Consider the following 17063-nt stretch of genomic DNA (forward strand, 5'->3'; position numbering starts at 1 on the left):
CACGACGAAACCAAGGGTGCGAGAAATCGCCGCCAGGGCAGTGCGGCCTGCCAGCCGTAGCTTTAGCGAAGGTTGGTGGAGCCTAGGGGAGTCGAACCCCTGACCTCTACACTGCCAGTGTAGCGCTCTACCAGCTGAGCTAAGGCCCCATCTGGCTGCCTGTTGGCAGCCTTGGTGAGGAGCGCCACTAGCGGGCGCTCCTGTATATATCAAGTCCGAAGATTAGATGTCGTCGGGCTCATCTTCTGTGCCAGCGACGCCAAGATCTTCGTCACCGCCCAAGTCGACATCATTGTCAGGCGAAACGTCGCCATCAACGGCATCGACGTCAATGTCGAGATCGTCATCCGCCAGATCCGAATCGTCTTTCTTCTTTTCAGCTTCTTCGAACGGCAATGGCTGCTTCGATTTCAAAACTGGCTCTGGCGTCCACTGATTGCCGCATTCGATGCATTCAACCGGTTCGTCCTTCGTCAGGTCATAAAAACGAACGCCACATTTCGGGCAAGTGCGCTTGGTTCCCCATTCAGCCTTGATCATGGCGGGCTTAAATCCTTTTAAACTGGCTTGGAAAGGCAATGCACATCTGTGAATCACCGTCAATTGGCGCGGCCTTTGCCACAGCGACGCGCCGCTGTCAAAAATTACTGTGGTCGTTGACTTGAACGCGCATCATCCGCAAAGCGCAAAACATCATGCACAGCGCCCCATCCCGACCCGGTAGTTTTCAACCAAGCGGCCCGTTACGCGGCACGCTAAAGGTTCCAGGCGATAAATCCATTTCGCATCGTTCACTTATGTTGAGCGCACTCGCCGTGGGTGAGAGCAAAATTACTGGCTTGCTAGAAGGCGAAGATGTGCTCGCCACCGCTGCCGCCATGCGGGCCATGGGTGCGCATATTGAACGCACTGGCGAAGGCCATTGGACCGTTAACGGCGTGGGCGTGGGCGGCCTGTTGCAGCCCGCTGGCGCACTCGACATGGGCAATAGCGGAACTTCAACACGGCTATTGATGGGGTTGGTCGCCAGCCACCGACTAACCGCGACCTTCATTGGCGATGCCAGCCTGTCCAAACGCCCAATGGGCCGCGTAATTGATCCGCTGAGCCAAATGGGCGCCGAGTTTACGGCAAGCCCCGGCGGCATGCTGCCATTGATGGTGCGCGGATTGGTACCTGCCGTGCCTATCTGCTACCGTCTGCCGGTGGCCTCCGCACAAGTGAAAAGCGCTGTCTTGCTAGCGGGGTTAAACATTGCTGGCATCACCGAAGTGATAGAGCCTGTGCCTACCCGCGACCATAGCGAACGGATGCTGCGTGGATTTGGTGCGGATTTGACAGTTGATGTCGACGCTGATGGCGTTCGCCATATCCGATTGATGGGCGAAGCCGAATTACAGCCACAGCAAATTGACGTTCCCGGAGATCCCTCTTCGGCAGCCTTCTTCATTGTCGCGGCATTGATTACGCCGGGGAGCGAAGTCACTGTCACCCATGTCGGCATGAACCCGACGCGTACGGGCATTTACAAGATGCTGGAAGCGATGGGCGCGGACCTCACTTATTCTAACGCGCGCGAAGTCGGCGGCGAGCCCGTGGCGGACATCACCGCGCGGCACTCTGTCCTGCGCGGTATCGACGTCCCAGCGGATGTGGCGCCAAGTATGATCGACGAATTTCCAGTATTCTTCGTCGCGGCTAGCATGGCCCAAGGCCGGACAACGACCAGCGGCCTCGACGAACTGCGCGTGAAGGAATCCGACCGACTTGCGCTTATGGCGACTGGCTTGAAAGCCATTGGCGCGCGGGTTGAGGAACGCGAGGACGGCCTCGTCATCGACGGCACTGGCGGGGAGCCGCTGGAGGGCGGCGCAACAGTCACCAGTGCGCTTGACCACCGCATCGCCATGAGCTTTGCAGTGGCAGGCCAGCACACTTATCACCCAGTAACGGTAGATGATGTGTCGCCCATCGCGACCAGCTTTCCGACATTTGAATCTATCTTACATATTCTGCAGGTGCAGCATTGACCGAATATGTATCGCCTTTCGCCGCGGACCTGATTGGGTTTGCGGGTAGCTTCTTCATCGTGGCGGCGTTCGCGTACAGCAACCTCACGGCAAAGATGAATGCTTTGTGGTTCAACGTCGCAAACTTCCTTGGTGCAGCGTTGCTGACCATTTCGTTGACGGTGAATTTCAACCTACCAACGATGGTGCTGGAAATTGTCTGGATGGCGATTGCGCTATTTGGCATCACCAAAGCGCTGATGGCACGGCGCACTGAGCGGGACACAGTCGAATGATCCTCGCCGTTGATGGGCCAACTGCCTCGGGCAAGGGCACATTGGCAAAGGCATTGGCCGCGCATTTTGGGTTGCCGTTTCTGGATACGGGCTTGCTCTACCGTGCGGTGGGACGGCAAGTGCAATTGCACCAAGGAAACCCCGACAATGCGGCGGACGCTTTGGCGGGATGCGCGTTCCCTGATAGCTTGCTGGATGACCCGATGTTGCGAAGCGAAGAAGTTGGTGGGATAGCCAGCCGAGTTTCGATCCACCCCATGGTGCGCGCGGCGCTAAACAAGCGGCAAGTCGATTTTGCCAATCAGCCCGGCGGTGCATTGCTCGACGGGCGCGACATTGGGACCGTTATCGCACCGCATGCGGATGTAAAATTGTTCATCACCGCGCCGGCAGAGGTTCGCGCACGGCGGCGGCATACGGAGATGACGCGGCAGGGCATCTCGACCGAATTTGCTAATATTCTTGCCGATATTCGCGCCCGCGACGAACGCGACACCGGCCGAGCCGACGCGCCGTTAAAACCCGCGGAAGACGCGCTATTGCTTGATACCGGCGATTTGACTATAGGCGACGCCGTTCAAGCCGCGATAGCTTTAGTGGAGTCTCGACTTCGCAAGAGCTGAGCAGCCGGAGTGTCTCGATAGAACACACCGTCACCCTGAACCTGTTTCAGGGTCCATTTCGCCTCGCTGACCTTTGGTCTAAGTTGATGGATGGATGCTGAAACAAATTCAGCATGACGTGGTTTTTTGCTTCGTTATGCGCCGTATTTGGACGCTTTGCTGCTATTCGGGCATCAGGGCAACTCTGGTCAAAGACCGTCGGAACCAACCGACTGGCCGGACAAAATGTACGTAAGGACACTCTAACCTATGGCAACTTCGCCAAACCCGACCCGCGACGATTTCGCGGCACTTCTCGACGAATCACTTGGTGGCGCAGACGGTGGCTTTGAAGGCCGCGTCGTAAAAGGCACCATAACCGCAATCGACAATGACCATGCTGTCATCGATGTGGGTCTCAAATCCGAAGGCCGTGTGGCGCTGCGTGAATTCGCTATGCCCGGCCAGAAAGCCGACCTGAAGGTTGGCGACGAAGTCGAAGTCTTCGTAGACCGCGTAGAAAATATGAACGGCGAAGCCATGCTCAGCCGCGATCGCGCCCGTCGCGAAGCCGCTTGGGATGTGCTGGAAGGCGAATTTGACGCAGGCAACCGTGTTGATGGCGTTATCTTCGGCCGCGTAAAGGGTGGTTTCACCGTTGATCTGGGCGGCGCAGTGGCATTCTTGCCCGGCAGCCAAGTTGACGTTCGTCCCGTCCGTGACGTTGCGCCATTGATGGACATCGCTCAACCCTTCGTTATCCTGAAAATGGACCGCAAGCGTGGCAACATCGTTGTATCGCGTCGCGCCATTTTGGAAGAAACACGCGCAGAACAGCGCACGGGCCTTATCCAGAACCTCGCCGAAGGTCAGATCATCGACGGCGTCGTCAAGAACATCACCGATTATGGTGCGTTCGTCGATCTGGGCGGCATTGATGGCCTGCTGCACGTCACCGACATCAGCTACAAGCGTATCAACCACCCAAGCGAAGTCATCAACATTGGTGACACGGTTAAGGTGCAGATCGTTCGTATCAACAAGGACACACAGCGCATCAGCCTTGGCATGAAGCAGTTGGAAAGCGATCCTTGGGATGCAGCTGTTGCCAAATATCCAGTTGGCACCAAGCTTAAGGGCGCGGTCACGAACATCACCGAATATGGTGCATTCATCGAACTCGAAGCTGGCATCGAAGGTCTGGTCCACGTTTCGGAAATGTCCTGGACAAAGAAAAACGTCCACCCAGGCAAAATCGTTTCGACAAGCCAAGAAGTCGACGTTGTCGTTCTCGACATCGACATGGAAAAGCGTCGCATTTCGCTTGGCCTCAAGCAAGCGCACGACAATCCATGGGCGTCGTTCGCTGACAAGTTCCCCGTTGGTTCGACCGTTGAAGGCGAAGTCAAGAATGCGACCGAATTCGGCCTGTTCATTGGTCTCGACGGCGACGTTGACGGCATGGTTCACATGTCCGACATCGCATGGGGCATCACGGGCGAAGAAGCCCTGCACCTTCACCGCAAGGGCGAAACCGTCAAGGCAATCGTTCTCGACATCGACGCCGAGAAAGAGCGCATTTCGCTCGGCATCAAGCAGTTGGAAAAGGGTGCTCCATCGGCAGCCGGCGCTGCTTCGGCAAGCGGCCTGAAGAAGGGTGGCACCACCACCGTTACTGTTCTTGAAGTGCGCGATGGCGGACTTGAAGTGCAAGCGGGCGAAGATGGCGCAACTGGCTTCATCAAACGTGCTGACCTTGGCCGCGACCGTGACGAGCAACGTCCGGACCGTTTCCAAGTTGGTCAAAAGTTTGATGCTATGGTCACCGGTTTCGACCGTTCGAAAAAGCCAAACTTCTCGGTCAAGGCGCTTCAGCTCGCTGAAGAAAAGCAAGCCGTTGAGCAATATGGTTCGTCGGATTCCGGCGCATCGCTTGGCGATATCTTGGGTGAGGCACTCAAGGGCGTGAAGAAATAAATTTCCGCTAAAACTACCATCCGAAATATCGGAATAGAAACCCGCTCCTTGCTTGAGGAGCGGGTTTTTTGCTGTCTATGGCATGAAACCTTCGGAAGACCGTTGTAATAATGAAAAATTTCTGCCAGCGTGCCTACATTATTGTAACGCATTGTAACGTGATATTTGATAAGCGCCCTGCGTCCTATTAGATAACGGTAAGAGAGGAACATTATATGATCCGTTCCGAGTTGATCAAAAAGCTTGAAGCTGAGAATCTGGAACTCAAAACAGAAGAAATCGAAAAGATTGTCGATTTGTTTTTTGACCAGATCATTCAACGCCTTTCTGATGGCGGGCGCGTTGAATTGCGCGGCTTTGGTGCTTTTTCGACCCGCGACCGCAGCCCACGCAAAGGCCGCAACCCACGCACGGGTGCATCGGTTGAAGTGCCATCGAAGCGCGTACCCTATTTCAAACCGGGCAAAGAAGTCCGCGAAGGCCTTAACAAATAAGTTGTTTGTGCAAAGGCACTTGACGCTGCGAGCGTAATGCTGTCTGCGCATGGTCAAGCGGATGTGGCGGAATGGTAGACGCTACAGACTTAAAATCTGTTGTCCGTAAGGGCGTGCGGGTTCGAGTCCCGCCATCCGCACCAATTGGCCTTAACCGCCCTTCAGAATAACATCATCTTTCATGCAAGTTGCGCCCCTTCGCCCCTTAGTTGCGCGGGGGCTGACGTCGGTAGCTTAGCGCTTCGGCAATGTGGATACGGCCAACGTCTTTGGCATTAGCCAAATCGGCTATGGTACGGGCAACGCGCAATATACGCGTGTAGCCGCGCGCCGATAGGCGCATCGCTTCTGCCGCTTGGGCAAGCAATTTCTGACCCGCCACATCTGGTGTGGCAAAAGCCGCAAGTGCATCACCATCTAAATCCGCATTCGTTCGCAGATCGGTGCCTTGCAGCCGCGCACTCTGCAGGAGGCGCGCTGCTTGCACCCTCATGGCGACCTCCGCCGATCCTTCTGCAGGCGGCGGAAGGACCAAGTCTGCGGCGCGCACGGCCTGCACTTCGACATGCAGATCAATCCGGTCCAACAATGGCCCCGATATCTTTGCCTGATAGTCCGCAGCGCATCGTGGTGCCCGGCTACATGCCAACGCCGCGTCGCCAAGATGCCCACAACGGCACGGGTTCATTGCGGCGACCAATTGGACGTTGGCAGGGAAGGTCACATGGCTGTTGGCCCGCGCAACGCTAACTTCGCCAGTTTCCAGCGGCTGCCGCAAACTGTCAAGTACGCCGCGTTGGAACTCAGGCAGTTCGTCGAGGAACAAGACACCAAGATGCGCCAAGCTTACTTCGCCGGGACGAATACGAAGACCGCCGCCTACCAACGCTGGCATAGACGCACTGTGATGCGGTGCACGAAACGGACGGGTACGCAATAAACGGCCACCGTCCAACGATCCGGCGACAGATGCAATCATCGACACTTCCAATGCTTCAGCAGGCGAAAGCTCCGGCAGAATACCGGGCATACATGAGGCCAATAAAGACTTACCCGCCCCCGGTGGGCCAATCATCGCCAAATTGTGACCACCAGCAGCCGCAATCTCCAGCGCGCGCTTTGCGGTTTCCTGCCCTTTGACCATTTTCAGATCAGGCCCCTTTTCGCGCGGCGCTGCAACCCCAGGCGCAGGCGGACGCAGCAAGGATTGCCCTTTCAAATGGTTCAGTAAGCCAAGCAAGTCCGGCGCGGCCACGACTTCGATTTCACCTGCCCAAGCGGCTTCTGACCCTTGCATTGCTGGACATATTAAGCCGAGCCCGCGTGCCGAGGCATGTAGCGCCGCCAAAAGCACGCCAGGTGATGCCGCGACCCTGCCATCCAAACCGAGCTCACCGACTACAACAAATTGCGCCAGCGCCTCTGCATCCACCAGCCCCATGGCCCCAAGCAATGCCAAGGCAATTGGCAGGTCATAATGCGACCCTTCTTTGGGTAGGTCCGCAGGAGACAGATTAATGGTGATCCGTTTAGGCGGCAAAGCGAGACCCAGCGCGGAGATTGCGGCGCGTACCCGCTCCCGACTCTCTGCGACTGCCTTATCTGGAAGACCCACAACGGCGAAGCTGACCATCCCTGGTGCGACTTGGCATTGAACTTCAACGCTGCGCGCTTCCAAGCCGAGATACGCGACTGTGGAAACAATCGACACCATATATTGTCCCCAAAGGTGGACCCCCGCTGTGCTGGGATGACGTTACAGCGGAGGCCCGGCCGACCGGTCCAGTGATCGACATGGCCAACTGCGCCGTGAAAGGCACCGATGACAAGCGCTACCGTTTCGTATACTAAAGGTTGGTATATCCTATTTGCCGCCATCTATAGGCAAGCCAGATGCGGAAACACTTAGAAATCAGACGTTTTTAGGACTTAAAAATCGACCTGCTCATAATGTTTGGGCGGCGCGATAACTTCCATCCGTTCGGACAATAAGGGCCGAAAGCTAGGCCGCGATTTGAACATAGCATACCATGCCTTGGTCTGTTCATGCCCATTCCAGTCGATTCCACCAAGATAATCCGCGACGGAAATCTGCGCCGCTGCAGCCAAGTCAGCCATTGTCATAGTTGAGCCCGCCAACCATGCGCGGTGGTCGATGAGATAATCGATATAATCGAGATGGCCGTTCGCTAGCTTCATCGCTTCGCGTAATATTTTGGCTTCGGGCGGTTGACGATCAATCAGTCGCTTCTTCATGCGCTCATGCAAAAGTGGCTGTGTCACGTCGCCATAAAATTGTTCGTCGAACCAAGATACGAGACGGCGAATTTCGGCGCGATATTGCGCGGTTCCGCTAATCATCGGGTTCGTTGGAACGGTTTCGTCAATATATTCCGAAATGGCGACCGAATCGGACAAAGTGATATTGCGTTCGGTATCGCGCATGACGGGCGTCCGTCCCGCAGGGTTCATTTGCACAAATTCGTCGCGCTGATCCCAAGGATTCTCTCGCACCAAGCTATATGGCACGCCTTTTTCGCCTAGCAGAAGACGTACTTTGCGTGAAAAGGGACAGAGTGGATATTGATGGAGTTGCCACATGTGTATCTGTTAGAACCGGTTACACAGAATGTGAAGGGGGCGTCGCCCCAAAAGCAAAGGCATTAGGGTCAGGACCACTTAAATCCACCTTCGCGGCGTCAAAATGGCAAAGATATCGAGGTAAAATGTCCGCCGCAGGCTGTTATTCTGCCTGCAAGGGCATTTTGTTTCGAGATCGCAGCCATTTTGGCGTCCTTCGGATTTGACCCATATTGTCCATTGCTGCGTTGGCAAGCTTGGACTTAGAACCACTAAGCCCAGCGCTTGCCGCCTTGCACTGAACAATATGGCCTCAAACCGCGAAGGTGCATTTAAGTGGTCCTGACCCTAATCCGAATTGCCATTTTCGACAGGCTCGCGCTTGGCTTCCTTTGCCATTTCAGCATCAATTTTTGCTTCAGCCGCTTTCACCTTGGCCTCCGTCTCCGCATATTGCGCATCAAAGTCCCGCTGACACCCCATCGTCAGAAAGCACGTTACGGTTAAGCTGAGCGAACATAAGACCCGCCGCATCAATAATCCTTTTTATACCGAATATTGACGTTCGATGTGCCGGCGGTGCCAATCTGGCTTAACACCGAAAGCGCACGGGTTAGACTGATTTCCAATTGCGTTGCGGTATAACCGCGCGCGTCTGTTACGATTTCAACATAGACGTCATTGGTAATATACTGGCCAAAGGCAACAGCCATTTCGCGCCCGCTATTCGCGTCCGCATTCAGCAGGCGCAAACGGTCAAGTCCCGTCGCCGATTGCAGCACACCTAGCGGATTTAGTCCGCCCGACCCGCCACGCAAGCTGTTCAGTGACCCCGCAAGCTGGACCGCCTGAATGGCAGATAACTCGGCAATGGAATTTCCAAACAAGATCCGCGCCATAATTTCATCCTGCGGCAAGGCAGGGGTTGAACTAAAGCTAATCGCGGGATTTTGTCCGGTGCCCGCAATGTTGACGCGCACCGTCGTTCCGTCAACCTCGCTTGCGGCCGTCACGCGGATCGATGGATTACTTGCAGGCCCGCCGTTGAAGGAAATGCGTCCGCTTTCCAATGCAAAGGAACGGCCTGCGAAACCCAACGTCCCGCGCACAAGTTGCATATCGCCCGATATCAACGGCACGTCGCTGGTCCCAGTGATCCGCAAATTAGCGCCCCATTCGGACTCCAGTCCCATTCCGCTCACATATAATGCGTCTGGAGCCTCTAAGAGGATGTCGAGTTTCCAATTGCTTGGAAGACTTCTGATCGCGTCTGCATCGCCGGACACACGTGCCCGGCCCGTTGATGCTTTACGGCGGATGCCGGTTAAGGTTGCGACTTTGGCCGCGCCCTGACGGATAATCTTGAAGCGCGTTTCTGGCAGCCGCAAAGTGCCGCTGACCAATGCTTCACCGTCGGGCGTTTTGGTGACGCTGACCTGACCAGTTGCTGTTGTCGAAATCAATTCGCTGCGCGCTACGCGGGCGCGGTCGAGGTCAAGGTTAAGCTGCACCGGAAAGCCCTTGGCCGCGCTTAAATTGACGATGCCTTTGCCCGTGACTGTACCATCGCCTGCTTTTGCGCTCAGCTCTGTTACTTCCAACTGGTCATTTGTGAATACGCCCCGCACACGTAGATTGGTCAATCGCGTGCCATAGCTATCATTTTCATACACAAGGTCGTTCGCGCGGACGACGCCTGTCAATATAGGGGCCTGCACCCTGCCTGAAAAATCGGCGGCAACACCGATGTTACCTGTGAGGCTTTGATCCGCAAGCCCGGCCAAAGAAAAAAGCGTATCGGCCGGACCATTATAGCGAATGCCACCGGATAAGGGCGCGTCGCGCAACCGTTCGGTCCAGCGTGCATTTCCGGGAGGTAGTGGCGTCAAGTCAATCTGAAGTCGTCCCACCGCGGCGCCCCGTCGCCGTATAATGGCACGGGCGTTACCGCCTGTGGGCAACAATCTTGCAACCATGCTGATGTCCACTGGCTGTGATCGTGCCCCCAAATTTGCGCGGACAAAGCGGTTAATCTCCAGCCGCACATCCGCATTCGGGAAAGCAGACAACGACGCCTGCGACCAATCCACACTGCCGCTTGCCCGCCCGCCAAGTCCAAGACCGGGTAGGAAAGGATCCAGCACGGCAATATCGACCTTGTCTATGCGTGATTGCAGGACAAGGGCGTCGCCATAGCTGCCTGAGATGCGTAAGGTGCCATCCGCGACGTTGATATCGCTCGGCAAAATGTCATAGCTGCTTCCGCGTGGGACAATATGCATAGCCCCATTGGTCGCGAAATTGACGCCATTGGCGCGGCCCTTCGCGGCTATCCGCCACAATTGGGGCGTAAAATCGGCATTGGCGGCAAAGCGAAAAGGCACCTCGCTGCGTCCCTCGGCCAATATCTGTGCAGTGCCAACACCGGCCCTATAATTCACCTTCGCCCGTGCCGCAGCGATCGTAACGTCATGCATGACAGCGTTTTCAACTTGCACATCGGCAATGACCTGTGGGCTGTCAGACAAGATGATGTCTGCGTTCACAATCCCCCGCCCGATCGCGAGTTTTTGTGTACCAGAAAGCACAGTATTGCGTGCAGTGGCATCGACGACGGCGCGCTGATAAGCACCCTGAGCGGACAAAGCGATGGTTCCACCAAAGCCAGCACCTGCCCCTGTCAATGTGCCGACAAACGGTCCAGACGCGGCCTGCTTTATCTGGCCCATTATGCCGACACCTGCAAAATTGCCGCGCATGATATCTATGGTCAGCGGGCCATTGCCCGACAGCACATCAATATCGCCGCTGATCGGGCCATAATCGGTCGATCCCGTAATAGCGACGGCATAGCCATGCGGACTGCGCGTCACCATACCAACGACATTAGACATACCGATGCCAAACCCGGGGCTGGTTGCCGTGATGCGATATTCTGGGCGGTCAAATGTACCGGTCATCCCTACGCGCACAGGACCATATTGGTTGGAATAGCCTTCGCCATTGAACACCATCCCTCCGCCTCTGGTCACATAACTGCCGCTGCCGCTATTGATCCGGAACAAGGGCGAAACCAAACTGGCGCGGGTAATCTGCAAGATGCCATTATTGCCATAGCGGATGCCGGCGTTCACGAACATTTGGCCGCCAAGGAAATTCTGGAAACCCTGGCTGAATAGCCGGGTTGAATGCGCCTTTACGGTGCCGACCAAAGCATAGCCCCGGCCACGCTTTGTTTCGATATCCACATCGGCCACCACATTGAAAAGGCCGACCGAGTTGACCTGAAAACCATCCAGCTTTCCGTTTAACGCCGTGGTGTAAACGCCTTTATCAATGTCCCCGATCAGCAAAGCCTTGGCATTGATCCGGTCGGAACGAATTTTCAAATTGTCGGACAGCAACCGCCCGTCAGCGATGGCAATATCCCCATTCACGCGCAGTTGGGTCAGCAAGCCTCCAGCGATTTGGTTAATGCCCGTAACCTGGCGTGCCGTGGCTTTAATGGGGATGATGAAGCGATCTGCCTTTCCTTGCATTTCGCCAGTCACAGTCACATCCTCAAATGCTGTGCTGTCAAATGCCAACCGACCAGTGCGCGCGACATACGCGACCCTAGGACCGGCAAACGCACCGTTGAGCAGAGCATTGCCGCGGATATCAGTGCCGCTGACATTCGCCCCGATGATAAAGGGGCGAAGAATGCGAAATTCCAGCGCGAGATCATCAAAGCGGCTTTCGCCAAAATCGGCCACCCCGTTGGCATCAACCTCTGCTGCGGCAGAACGGATGCTCCCGCGAATTTTCATGGCACGGTCGGCGAAGCTTGCCGTCAAATCCACCTTTGCAACCGGCGACAACGCCCGCATCAGCAAGCTTTTGGCCAAGACTTTGGCTGGCGCTGCAGTGCCCCGCACCGCAAATGTCCCCGCGCGCACCGTCAGTGCAAGGTCCGCAATGCCCTCAGACGCCAATTGCGCGGTCAACGCACCATCCCATTTGCGCCAGTCACCGCGACCGCTCAAATGCGCTGTCATTGGGACTGGGCGACCCGCCAGCCCAGCGAATAGCCCCTTGGCCGGCGCGTCCAGCTTCATATCGACATCAAAACGATTATTTTCGGGTACGGCGTCGAGTTTCAAAACAAAACGGTCGCCGCGGCTACTACCTGCGGTCGCGTCGATAATCGCGCGCCTGTCGGCAATCTGCAGCTTGCCCGATAATGAAGCGACGTGCCCCGCACCGGTGATGCCTTTGGCAAAGAGGATGCGATCAACCTGCAGCCGTTCGATGTGGATATCGAGATCAGGAAGCAACGGAGAGCGGCGGTCGGGAACCGCACGAAACGCGGGCAAGCGCTTTATGTTCAATTCTTGCGCCGTTAGCGCATGGATAGCCACGCCCCGCCGCAGATAGGACAATGGGCTCCAGTCCAACCGGATTTCAGGCGCGCGCGCAAATTCGCCCTTGGGATCGTGAAAACGAACGTCGGACAAGGTCGCGTCACCGTAAATCGACCCGTCAATTTTCCCGATGCGAATGTTAAGGCCATTTTCGAATTCAAAAGCCGCAATCTGCCGTGCGGCAAAAGTCCGTCCGGATGGGCTGTCGAGCCAAATGAAGCCACCAACCAATAAGAGCAGCAAAAGCAGCGCAGCAGTAGAGCCGGCAATAGCGAACCGCCGCGACACCATTAAAACGCCTGCCCAATCGACACGTAGACGCTGAAGCGGGTGTCACCTGGTCGGCGGTTCAACGGCGTTGCAAGGTCGAGCCGGACGGGACCAAAATTAGTGTAAAAACGGCCGCCAATGCCAACGCCTACGCGCCAATCGTCAAATTTGGGGAAACTCGATTCATAGGCTTGGCCCGCGTCGACAAAGCCGACAACACCAAGATTGCCAAAGCGATAGCGCCCTTCCAGCGCAAACTCGTTCACGCTTCGGCCACCGATGGGATCATTATTCGGGTCCAACGGGCCGAGCCGTTGATACCCAAAGCCGCGGATAGAACCGCCACCACCGCCATAGAACCGACGCGATGGTGCCAGATTATCCCGCGATATGCCCTTTATGGTTCCAACGCGCGCGCGGGCTGCCACCACCACATTATCCTGCACTGGATAATAATAAGATCCATCTAATATGGCGCGTGCATAAATTTGTTTGCCGGTTCCTAAAGATACCTCGGGTGAGACGCGCAAATTGACGCGATAGCCCCGCACAGGATCAAGCAAATCATTTGATCGGTCAAAACCAACCTGAGCAGGCAAAGCAGCAACATAATATAGCTGCCGATCGCGGACGCCGCGTGCCAATTCAAACGCATCTTCGGACGTGCCCAAGATTTCCGCCCCCATCGACCACGTGAATTTCTTTTGCCAAATGGGGGTCGAAACCAGCGCCATCGTCACGGCCAACCGTCCGGTATATGCCTCAAACGCGTCATAATTGCTGTGCAGGGCCGACAAGGATATCTCAATATTGCGGTCGCGCCGTCCGGCATTGGCGCGATCAAAGGTGACACTTGCTGCCTGTTCTTGCGTGCCAAGCAATGTTGCCAAGCGCAATGCGCCTTCGGGCGGAAATAGATTTCGGTGCGACCAGCTGCCTTCCGCACGAAAGCCTTGCCCCGTTCCATAGCCCACACTTGCCGCCAAACTCCGCGACGGCGCGGCCTCTTGGCGGACGCGCAATTCGGCATAAGGCGTTCCGTCCGGTGCCACGCCTTCACTTGGAATGGCTTCAACCGAAACCGTAGATAGCAACCCTGTGGCAATCAACGCGGCGCGCAAATCATCTACTTTGCGGCTGTCGTAAAGGTCACCGGATTTAAAACGCCGCAATATTGCGATATGGCCTGCGTCAAATGTTGCCGTGCCTTCGGTGCGCAATTGTCCGAAATAGCTGCGTAGGCCGGGGTCAATTGGCAAGGTATAATCACCCATTCCCGTATCGCCATCCAACACTATATCGCGCTGGCCGACATTGGCGAAGGGATAACCATTTTGCGGCAATGCGACAGAGATGTTTGCTTCAGCCGCCAATATGACGTCGGCAATGATTGCATCACCCGTTTTGGGTGCGAAGTTACCACTGATAAGATCAGCCGGCTGCACCGTTGGGGCGTCAAAAGCGATATGTCCCAGATAATAACGGCGACCGGGCAATACCGTCATGATGACATTGACGGGGCCGCCTTCGGTTGCCGATGTTTCGGTTTTCACCTGAACATCGGCGTCAAAAAAACCCTGCCCGTTCAGAATGTCCAACAACAATTGCCGATCCGCACGCGCACGTTGGCCAATCTCCGCGCGGCTATCGGCGCGACCGCCATTCTCTTTAAGTAACGAAAGATCGTAAAAACGCGACCGGACATCATTCCAAACCGCTGCTTCAACCGCGATGCCATCGGCATCTTTCACCAGTTCTGCCGTTGCGGTTGCATCCAAGCCATCAATGCGCAGAATATAGCGCACGGCACCCGCCTCGCGTTCCGCAGCCTGCGTTGGCGCGGGCGGAGGTTCGGCATCAAAATTTTCAATAGGCGGCAGGGGATCGTCCAATAATGGATCGGTTAAGGACGGATCGGGCAGTGATTTCACCGCGTTTTTATCTTGCGCCATTAACATTGCGGAGACAGCAACGGCTTGTGCCGGCTGCTGCGCCGCAGAACCGTCTACAGGACGTTCCTCCTGCTCCGCTTGCCAGGCTTCAATGCTTTCCAAGGGCGCATCATTCAAGGACGGAATGGTCGCATTAAACTCCGTGTCCGTAATGACAGGCCTATGCGGATCAGTCACAGGGGCCTCAGCCGCCGGACTTTGGGCAAGCAAGGGCACCGCCACGCTGCTCAAATACAAAAAGGCAATTACTCGGATCAAACAGACATCCCCTGGCCCCAACACCCCCTTCTGGAAAAAGGTTCCGCTTGGCTCCGCAACATGCGATAGTGCGAAAGGCAAGGGTTGCAAACAAGAACGCAACGCCTGTAACAAAATGGTGCCCGGAAGAGGACTCGAACCTCCACGCCGTTGCCAGCGCCAGCACCTGAAGCTGGTGCGTCTACCAATTCCGCCATCCGGGCACGAGACACGCAGCTTTTCTGCGCGTCGGGTAGGCGCGCTCCTTTAAGCGGTCGGGCGATATTGTCAACGTCTGTGCCGCGCGCGTGACGGATTAAATGTCGCCGCTGTGCGCACGATGCGCAGGTCGGCCTTGAAAGCTGCCTAGCGGTGGTGCAAAGCGCGGGCAGGATTTCACGCTGGCTGACGGAGCATTTATGCAAGGCAAGTTGATAACGGTTTTTGGCGGCGGCGGGTTTTTGGGCCGTTATGTTGCGCAGGCACTGCTCGCCCAAGGTGCGCGGTTGCGTATTGCGTGCCGCAATGCCCATAGCGCCAATCATATTAAGCCGCTTGGCAATTTGGGCCAAGTGCAGTTGATGCCAACCGATATCCGCAAACCAGCCAGCGTTGCGCGCGCCGTAATGGACGCTGACGCCGTGGTCAATCTGGTGGGCAGCTTTGCCGATATGGATGCCGTTCAGAATGTCGGTGCAGGCATAGTGGCGCAGGCTGCTGCAGACGCGGGCGTTAGCGCTTTGGTACACATCTCGGCGATTGGTGCCGACGCCGCCAGCGACGCCGAATATGGCCAAAGTAAAGCGGGCGGCGAAGCGGCGGTGCATGCCGCGTTTCCATCGGCCGTCATCTTGCGCCCATCGATTGTGTTTGGCCGCGAAGACCAATTTATCAACCGCTTTGCCGGGCTGATCCGCATGCTACCCGTTGTTCCCGTGATTGGCGCGGCCACAAAATTTCAGCCGGTATTTGTAGGCGACGTGGCTAAGGCTGTTGCCACCGCTTTGGTGCATCAGGACGGCCGCGTGCTGGAGCTTGGCGGACCGGAGATATTCTCCATGATGGAACTCAACCGCTGGATCGCCAAGGCCATTGGCCATGACCCAATGTTCGTTGAAGTTCCAGATATCGCGGCTAAAATTCTCGCAAAGGGCACAGGGTGGATGCCCGGTGCGCCGATTACCAATGACCAGTTTAAGATGCTCGGCCATGACAATGTGGTCACGGGTACCGACGGGCTGGTGGCTTATGGTATCGTGCCGACGCCGCTGGATGTCATTGCGGCTGATTGGTTGAACATTTACCGCAAGCATGGCCGCTTTGGCGGCAGCCCCAAAGCATGAACGATATGATGATCGCTTTGCTCCTTGGTTTTATCGAGGGGCTCACAGAGTTTTTACCCGTATCATCGACGGGGCATCTTATTCTGGCGGGCGAGCTGGTTGGTTTTACCGACAATAGCTCTGTCGCCTTTAAAATTGCCATACAGCTCGGTGCGATATTGGCGGTGCTATTGGTATATTGGCGGCGATTTTGGGCAGTTGGAACTGGGCTGCTCAAAATGGAGGCTGGGCCGATATCTTTCACGCGCAACATCATGTTGGGCTTCGCGCCTGCTTTGGTGATTGGCGTTGTGGCCTATGATGCCATCCGCGCCGCGATGCAGACGCCGGAGATTGTTGCCATCGCGTTGATCGTCGGCGGTGTCATCATATTATTGTTGGAGCGCGTGGTGAAGACGGTGCGCTTTAATGCGGTTGAGGACATCCCCTTTGGCACCGCCTTGTCGATTGGCATTGTCCAATGCACCGCGATGTTGCCGGGCGTGAGTCGATCCGGCGCGACGATTATGGGCGGCCTGATGATGGGTGTGGAACGCAAGACGGCGGCGGAGTTTTCCTTCTTCTTGGCCGTGCCCACGATGATGGCGGCGACCGTATATGCTTTATGGAAAGACCGGGCACTTTTGAACGCGGATGATCTGGGGATGATCGGCATTGGCTTCACCATGGCATTTCTGGTCGCGGTGGTCGTGGTAAAGGCGTTTGTCGCCATCGTCGGCAAATATGGCTTTGCCCCTTTTGCGTATTACCGAATCATCGCAGGAACAGCGGCATTGTTATGGCTTTATCTACGGTAAGGTCCGTAACGGACCTTTTAATGTGAAATAAAATTGCGCGGGATTAAATTATAGTCTCAAAATCATTTGATTTAGTCAATAAAGCTGCCCTATTATCGGTTTT

13 protein-coding genes and 3 tRNA genes are annotated in these 17063 nt (G+C 56.0%); 8 read left to right on the top strand and 8 right to left on the bottom strand.

What is annotated here, in order from left to right; genetic code table 11:
• Positions 1 to 73 precede the first annotated feature (73 nt).
• Both D7D48_RS08740 and D7D48_RS08745 read right to left on the bottom strand, forming a co-directional pair.
• Positions 74 to 149 (bottom strand) — tRNA-Ala (locus tag D7D48_RS08740).
• A 73-nt stretch (positions 150 to 222) separates the two neighbouring features.
• The gene (locus tag D7D48_RS08745) at positions 223 to 540 is read right to left on the bottom strand and encodes an FYDLN acid domain-containing protein (RefSeq protein ID WP_125231048.1); all 318 of its coding nucleotides are present in this window, start codon (positions 538 to 540) and stop codon (positions 223 to 225) included.
• 155 nt (positions 541 to 695) lie between these two features.
• Between D7D48_RS08745 and aroA the strand changes: the two genes are divergently transcribed.
• From aroA to D7D48_RS08775, 6 genes are all read left to right on the top strand, one after another.
• Positions 696 to 2030 (top strand): 3-phosphoshikimate 1-carboxyvinyltransferase, encoded by a 1335-nt coding sequence (gene aroA / locus D7D48_RS08750; protein ID WP_125231049.1) that lies wholly within the window; start codon positions 696 to 698, stop codon positions 2028 to 2030.
• Positions 2027 to 2305: a CBU_0592 family membrane protein gene (locus D7D48_RS08755; RefSeq protein WP_125231050.1), complete on the top strand. Its 279-nt coding sequence runs from the start codon at positions 2027 to 2029 to the stop codon at positions 2303 to 2305. The genes aroA and D7D48_RS08755 overlap by 4 nt, the downstream gene beginning before the upstream one ends.
• The gene (locus D7D48_RS08760; RefSeq protein WP_125231051.1) at positions 2302 to 2928 is read left to right on the top strand and encodes a (d)CMP kinase; all 627 of its coding nucleotides are present in this window, start codon (positions 2302 to 2304) and stop codon (positions 2926 to 2928) included. The genes D7D48_RS08755 and D7D48_RS08760 overlap by 4 nt, the downstream gene beginning before the upstream one ends.
• Before the next feature lie 249 nt (positions 2929 to 3177).
• Entirely contained in the window at positions 3178 to 4884 is a 1707-nt protein-coding gene (gene rpsA / locus D7D48_RS08765; protein WP_125231052.1) for a 30S ribosomal protein S1, read from the top strand.
• A 215-nt stretch (positions 4885 to 5099) separates the two neighbouring features.
• Positions 5100 to 5378, top strand: coding sequence for an integration host factor subunit beta (locus tag D7D48_RS08770; protein WP_125231053.1), 279 nt, complete (start codon positions 5100 to 5102; stop codon positions 5376 to 5378).
• 57 nt (positions 5379 to 5435) lie between these two features.
• Positions 5436 to 5521, top strand: a tRNA-Leu gene (locus tag D7D48_RS08775).
• 62 nt (positions 5522 to 5583) lie between these two features.
• Here D7D48_RS08775 and D7D48_RS08780 read toward each other — a convergent pair.
• The 6 genes from D7D48_RS08780 to D7D48_RS08805 all read right to left on the bottom strand — a co-directional run bounded on the left by D7D48_RS08780 (position 5584) and on the right by D7D48_RS08805 (position 15044).
• Entirely contained in the window at positions 5584 to 7092 is a 1509-nt protein-coding gene (locus tag D7D48_RS08780) for a YifB family Mg chelatase-like AAA ATPase (protein WP_125231054.1), read from the bottom strand.
• A 215-nt stretch (positions 7093 to 7307) separates the two neighbouring features.
• Positions 7308 to 7979, bottom strand: a complete 672-nt coding sequence (locus D7D48_RS08785) for a glutathione S-transferase family protein (protein WP_125231055.1) — start codon at positions 7977 to 7979, stop codon at positions 7308 to 7310.
• Between the two features lie 327 nt (positions 7980 to 8306).
• Positions 8307 to 8492, bottom strand: coding sequence for a hypothetical protein (locus D7D48_RS08790; RefSeq protein WP_125231056.1), 186 nt, complete (start codon positions 8490 to 8492; stop codon positions 8307 to 8309).
• Positions 8492 to 12652, bottom strand: coding sequence for a translocation/assembly module TamB domain-containing protein (locus D7D48_RS08795; protein WP_125231057.1), 4161 nt, complete (start codon positions 12650 to 12652; stop codon positions 8492 to 8494). Before D7D48_RS08795 ends, D7D48_RS08790 begins: the two co-directional genes overlap by 1 nt.
• Positions 12652 to 14841: an autotransporter assembly complex protein TamA gene (locus D7D48_RS08800; protein ID WP_245964413.1), complete on the bottom strand. Its 2190-nt coding sequence runs from the start codon at positions 14839 to 14841 to the stop codon at positions 12652 to 12654. Before D7D48_RS08800 ends, D7D48_RS08795 begins: the two co-directional genes overlap by 1 nt.
• Positions 14842 to 14957: 116 nt before the next feature.
• Positions 14958 to 15044 (bottom strand) — tRNA-Leu (locus tag D7D48_RS08805).
• Positions 15045 to 15239: 195 nt separating this feature from the next.
• Between D7D48_RS08805 and D7D48_RS08810 the strand changes: the two genes are divergently transcribed.
• The gene (locus D7D48_RS08810; RefSeq protein WP_125231058.1) at positions 15240 to 16163 is read left to right on the top strand and encodes a complex I NDUFA9 subunit family protein; all 924 of its coding nucleotides are present in this window, start codon (positions 15240 to 15242) and stop codon (positions 16161 to 16163) included.
• Complete coding sequence (locus D7D48_RS08815) at positions 16160 to 16960, top strand: undecaprenyl-diphosphate phosphatase (protein WP_125231059.1); 801 nt, start codon at positions 16160 to 16162, stop codon at positions 16958 to 16960. Before D7D48_RS08810 ends, D7D48_RS08815 begins: the two co-directional genes overlap by 4 nt.
• The last annotated feature ends 103 nt before the right edge of the window (positions 16961 to 17063 follow it).

This window comes from Sphingorhabdus wooponensis (assembly GCF_003933235.1).
In the GTDB taxonomy this organism is placed as follows: domain Bacteria; phylum Pseudomonadota; class Alphaproteobacteria; order Sphingomonadales; family Sphingomonadaceae; genus Sphingorhabdus_B; species Sphingorhabdus_B wooponensis.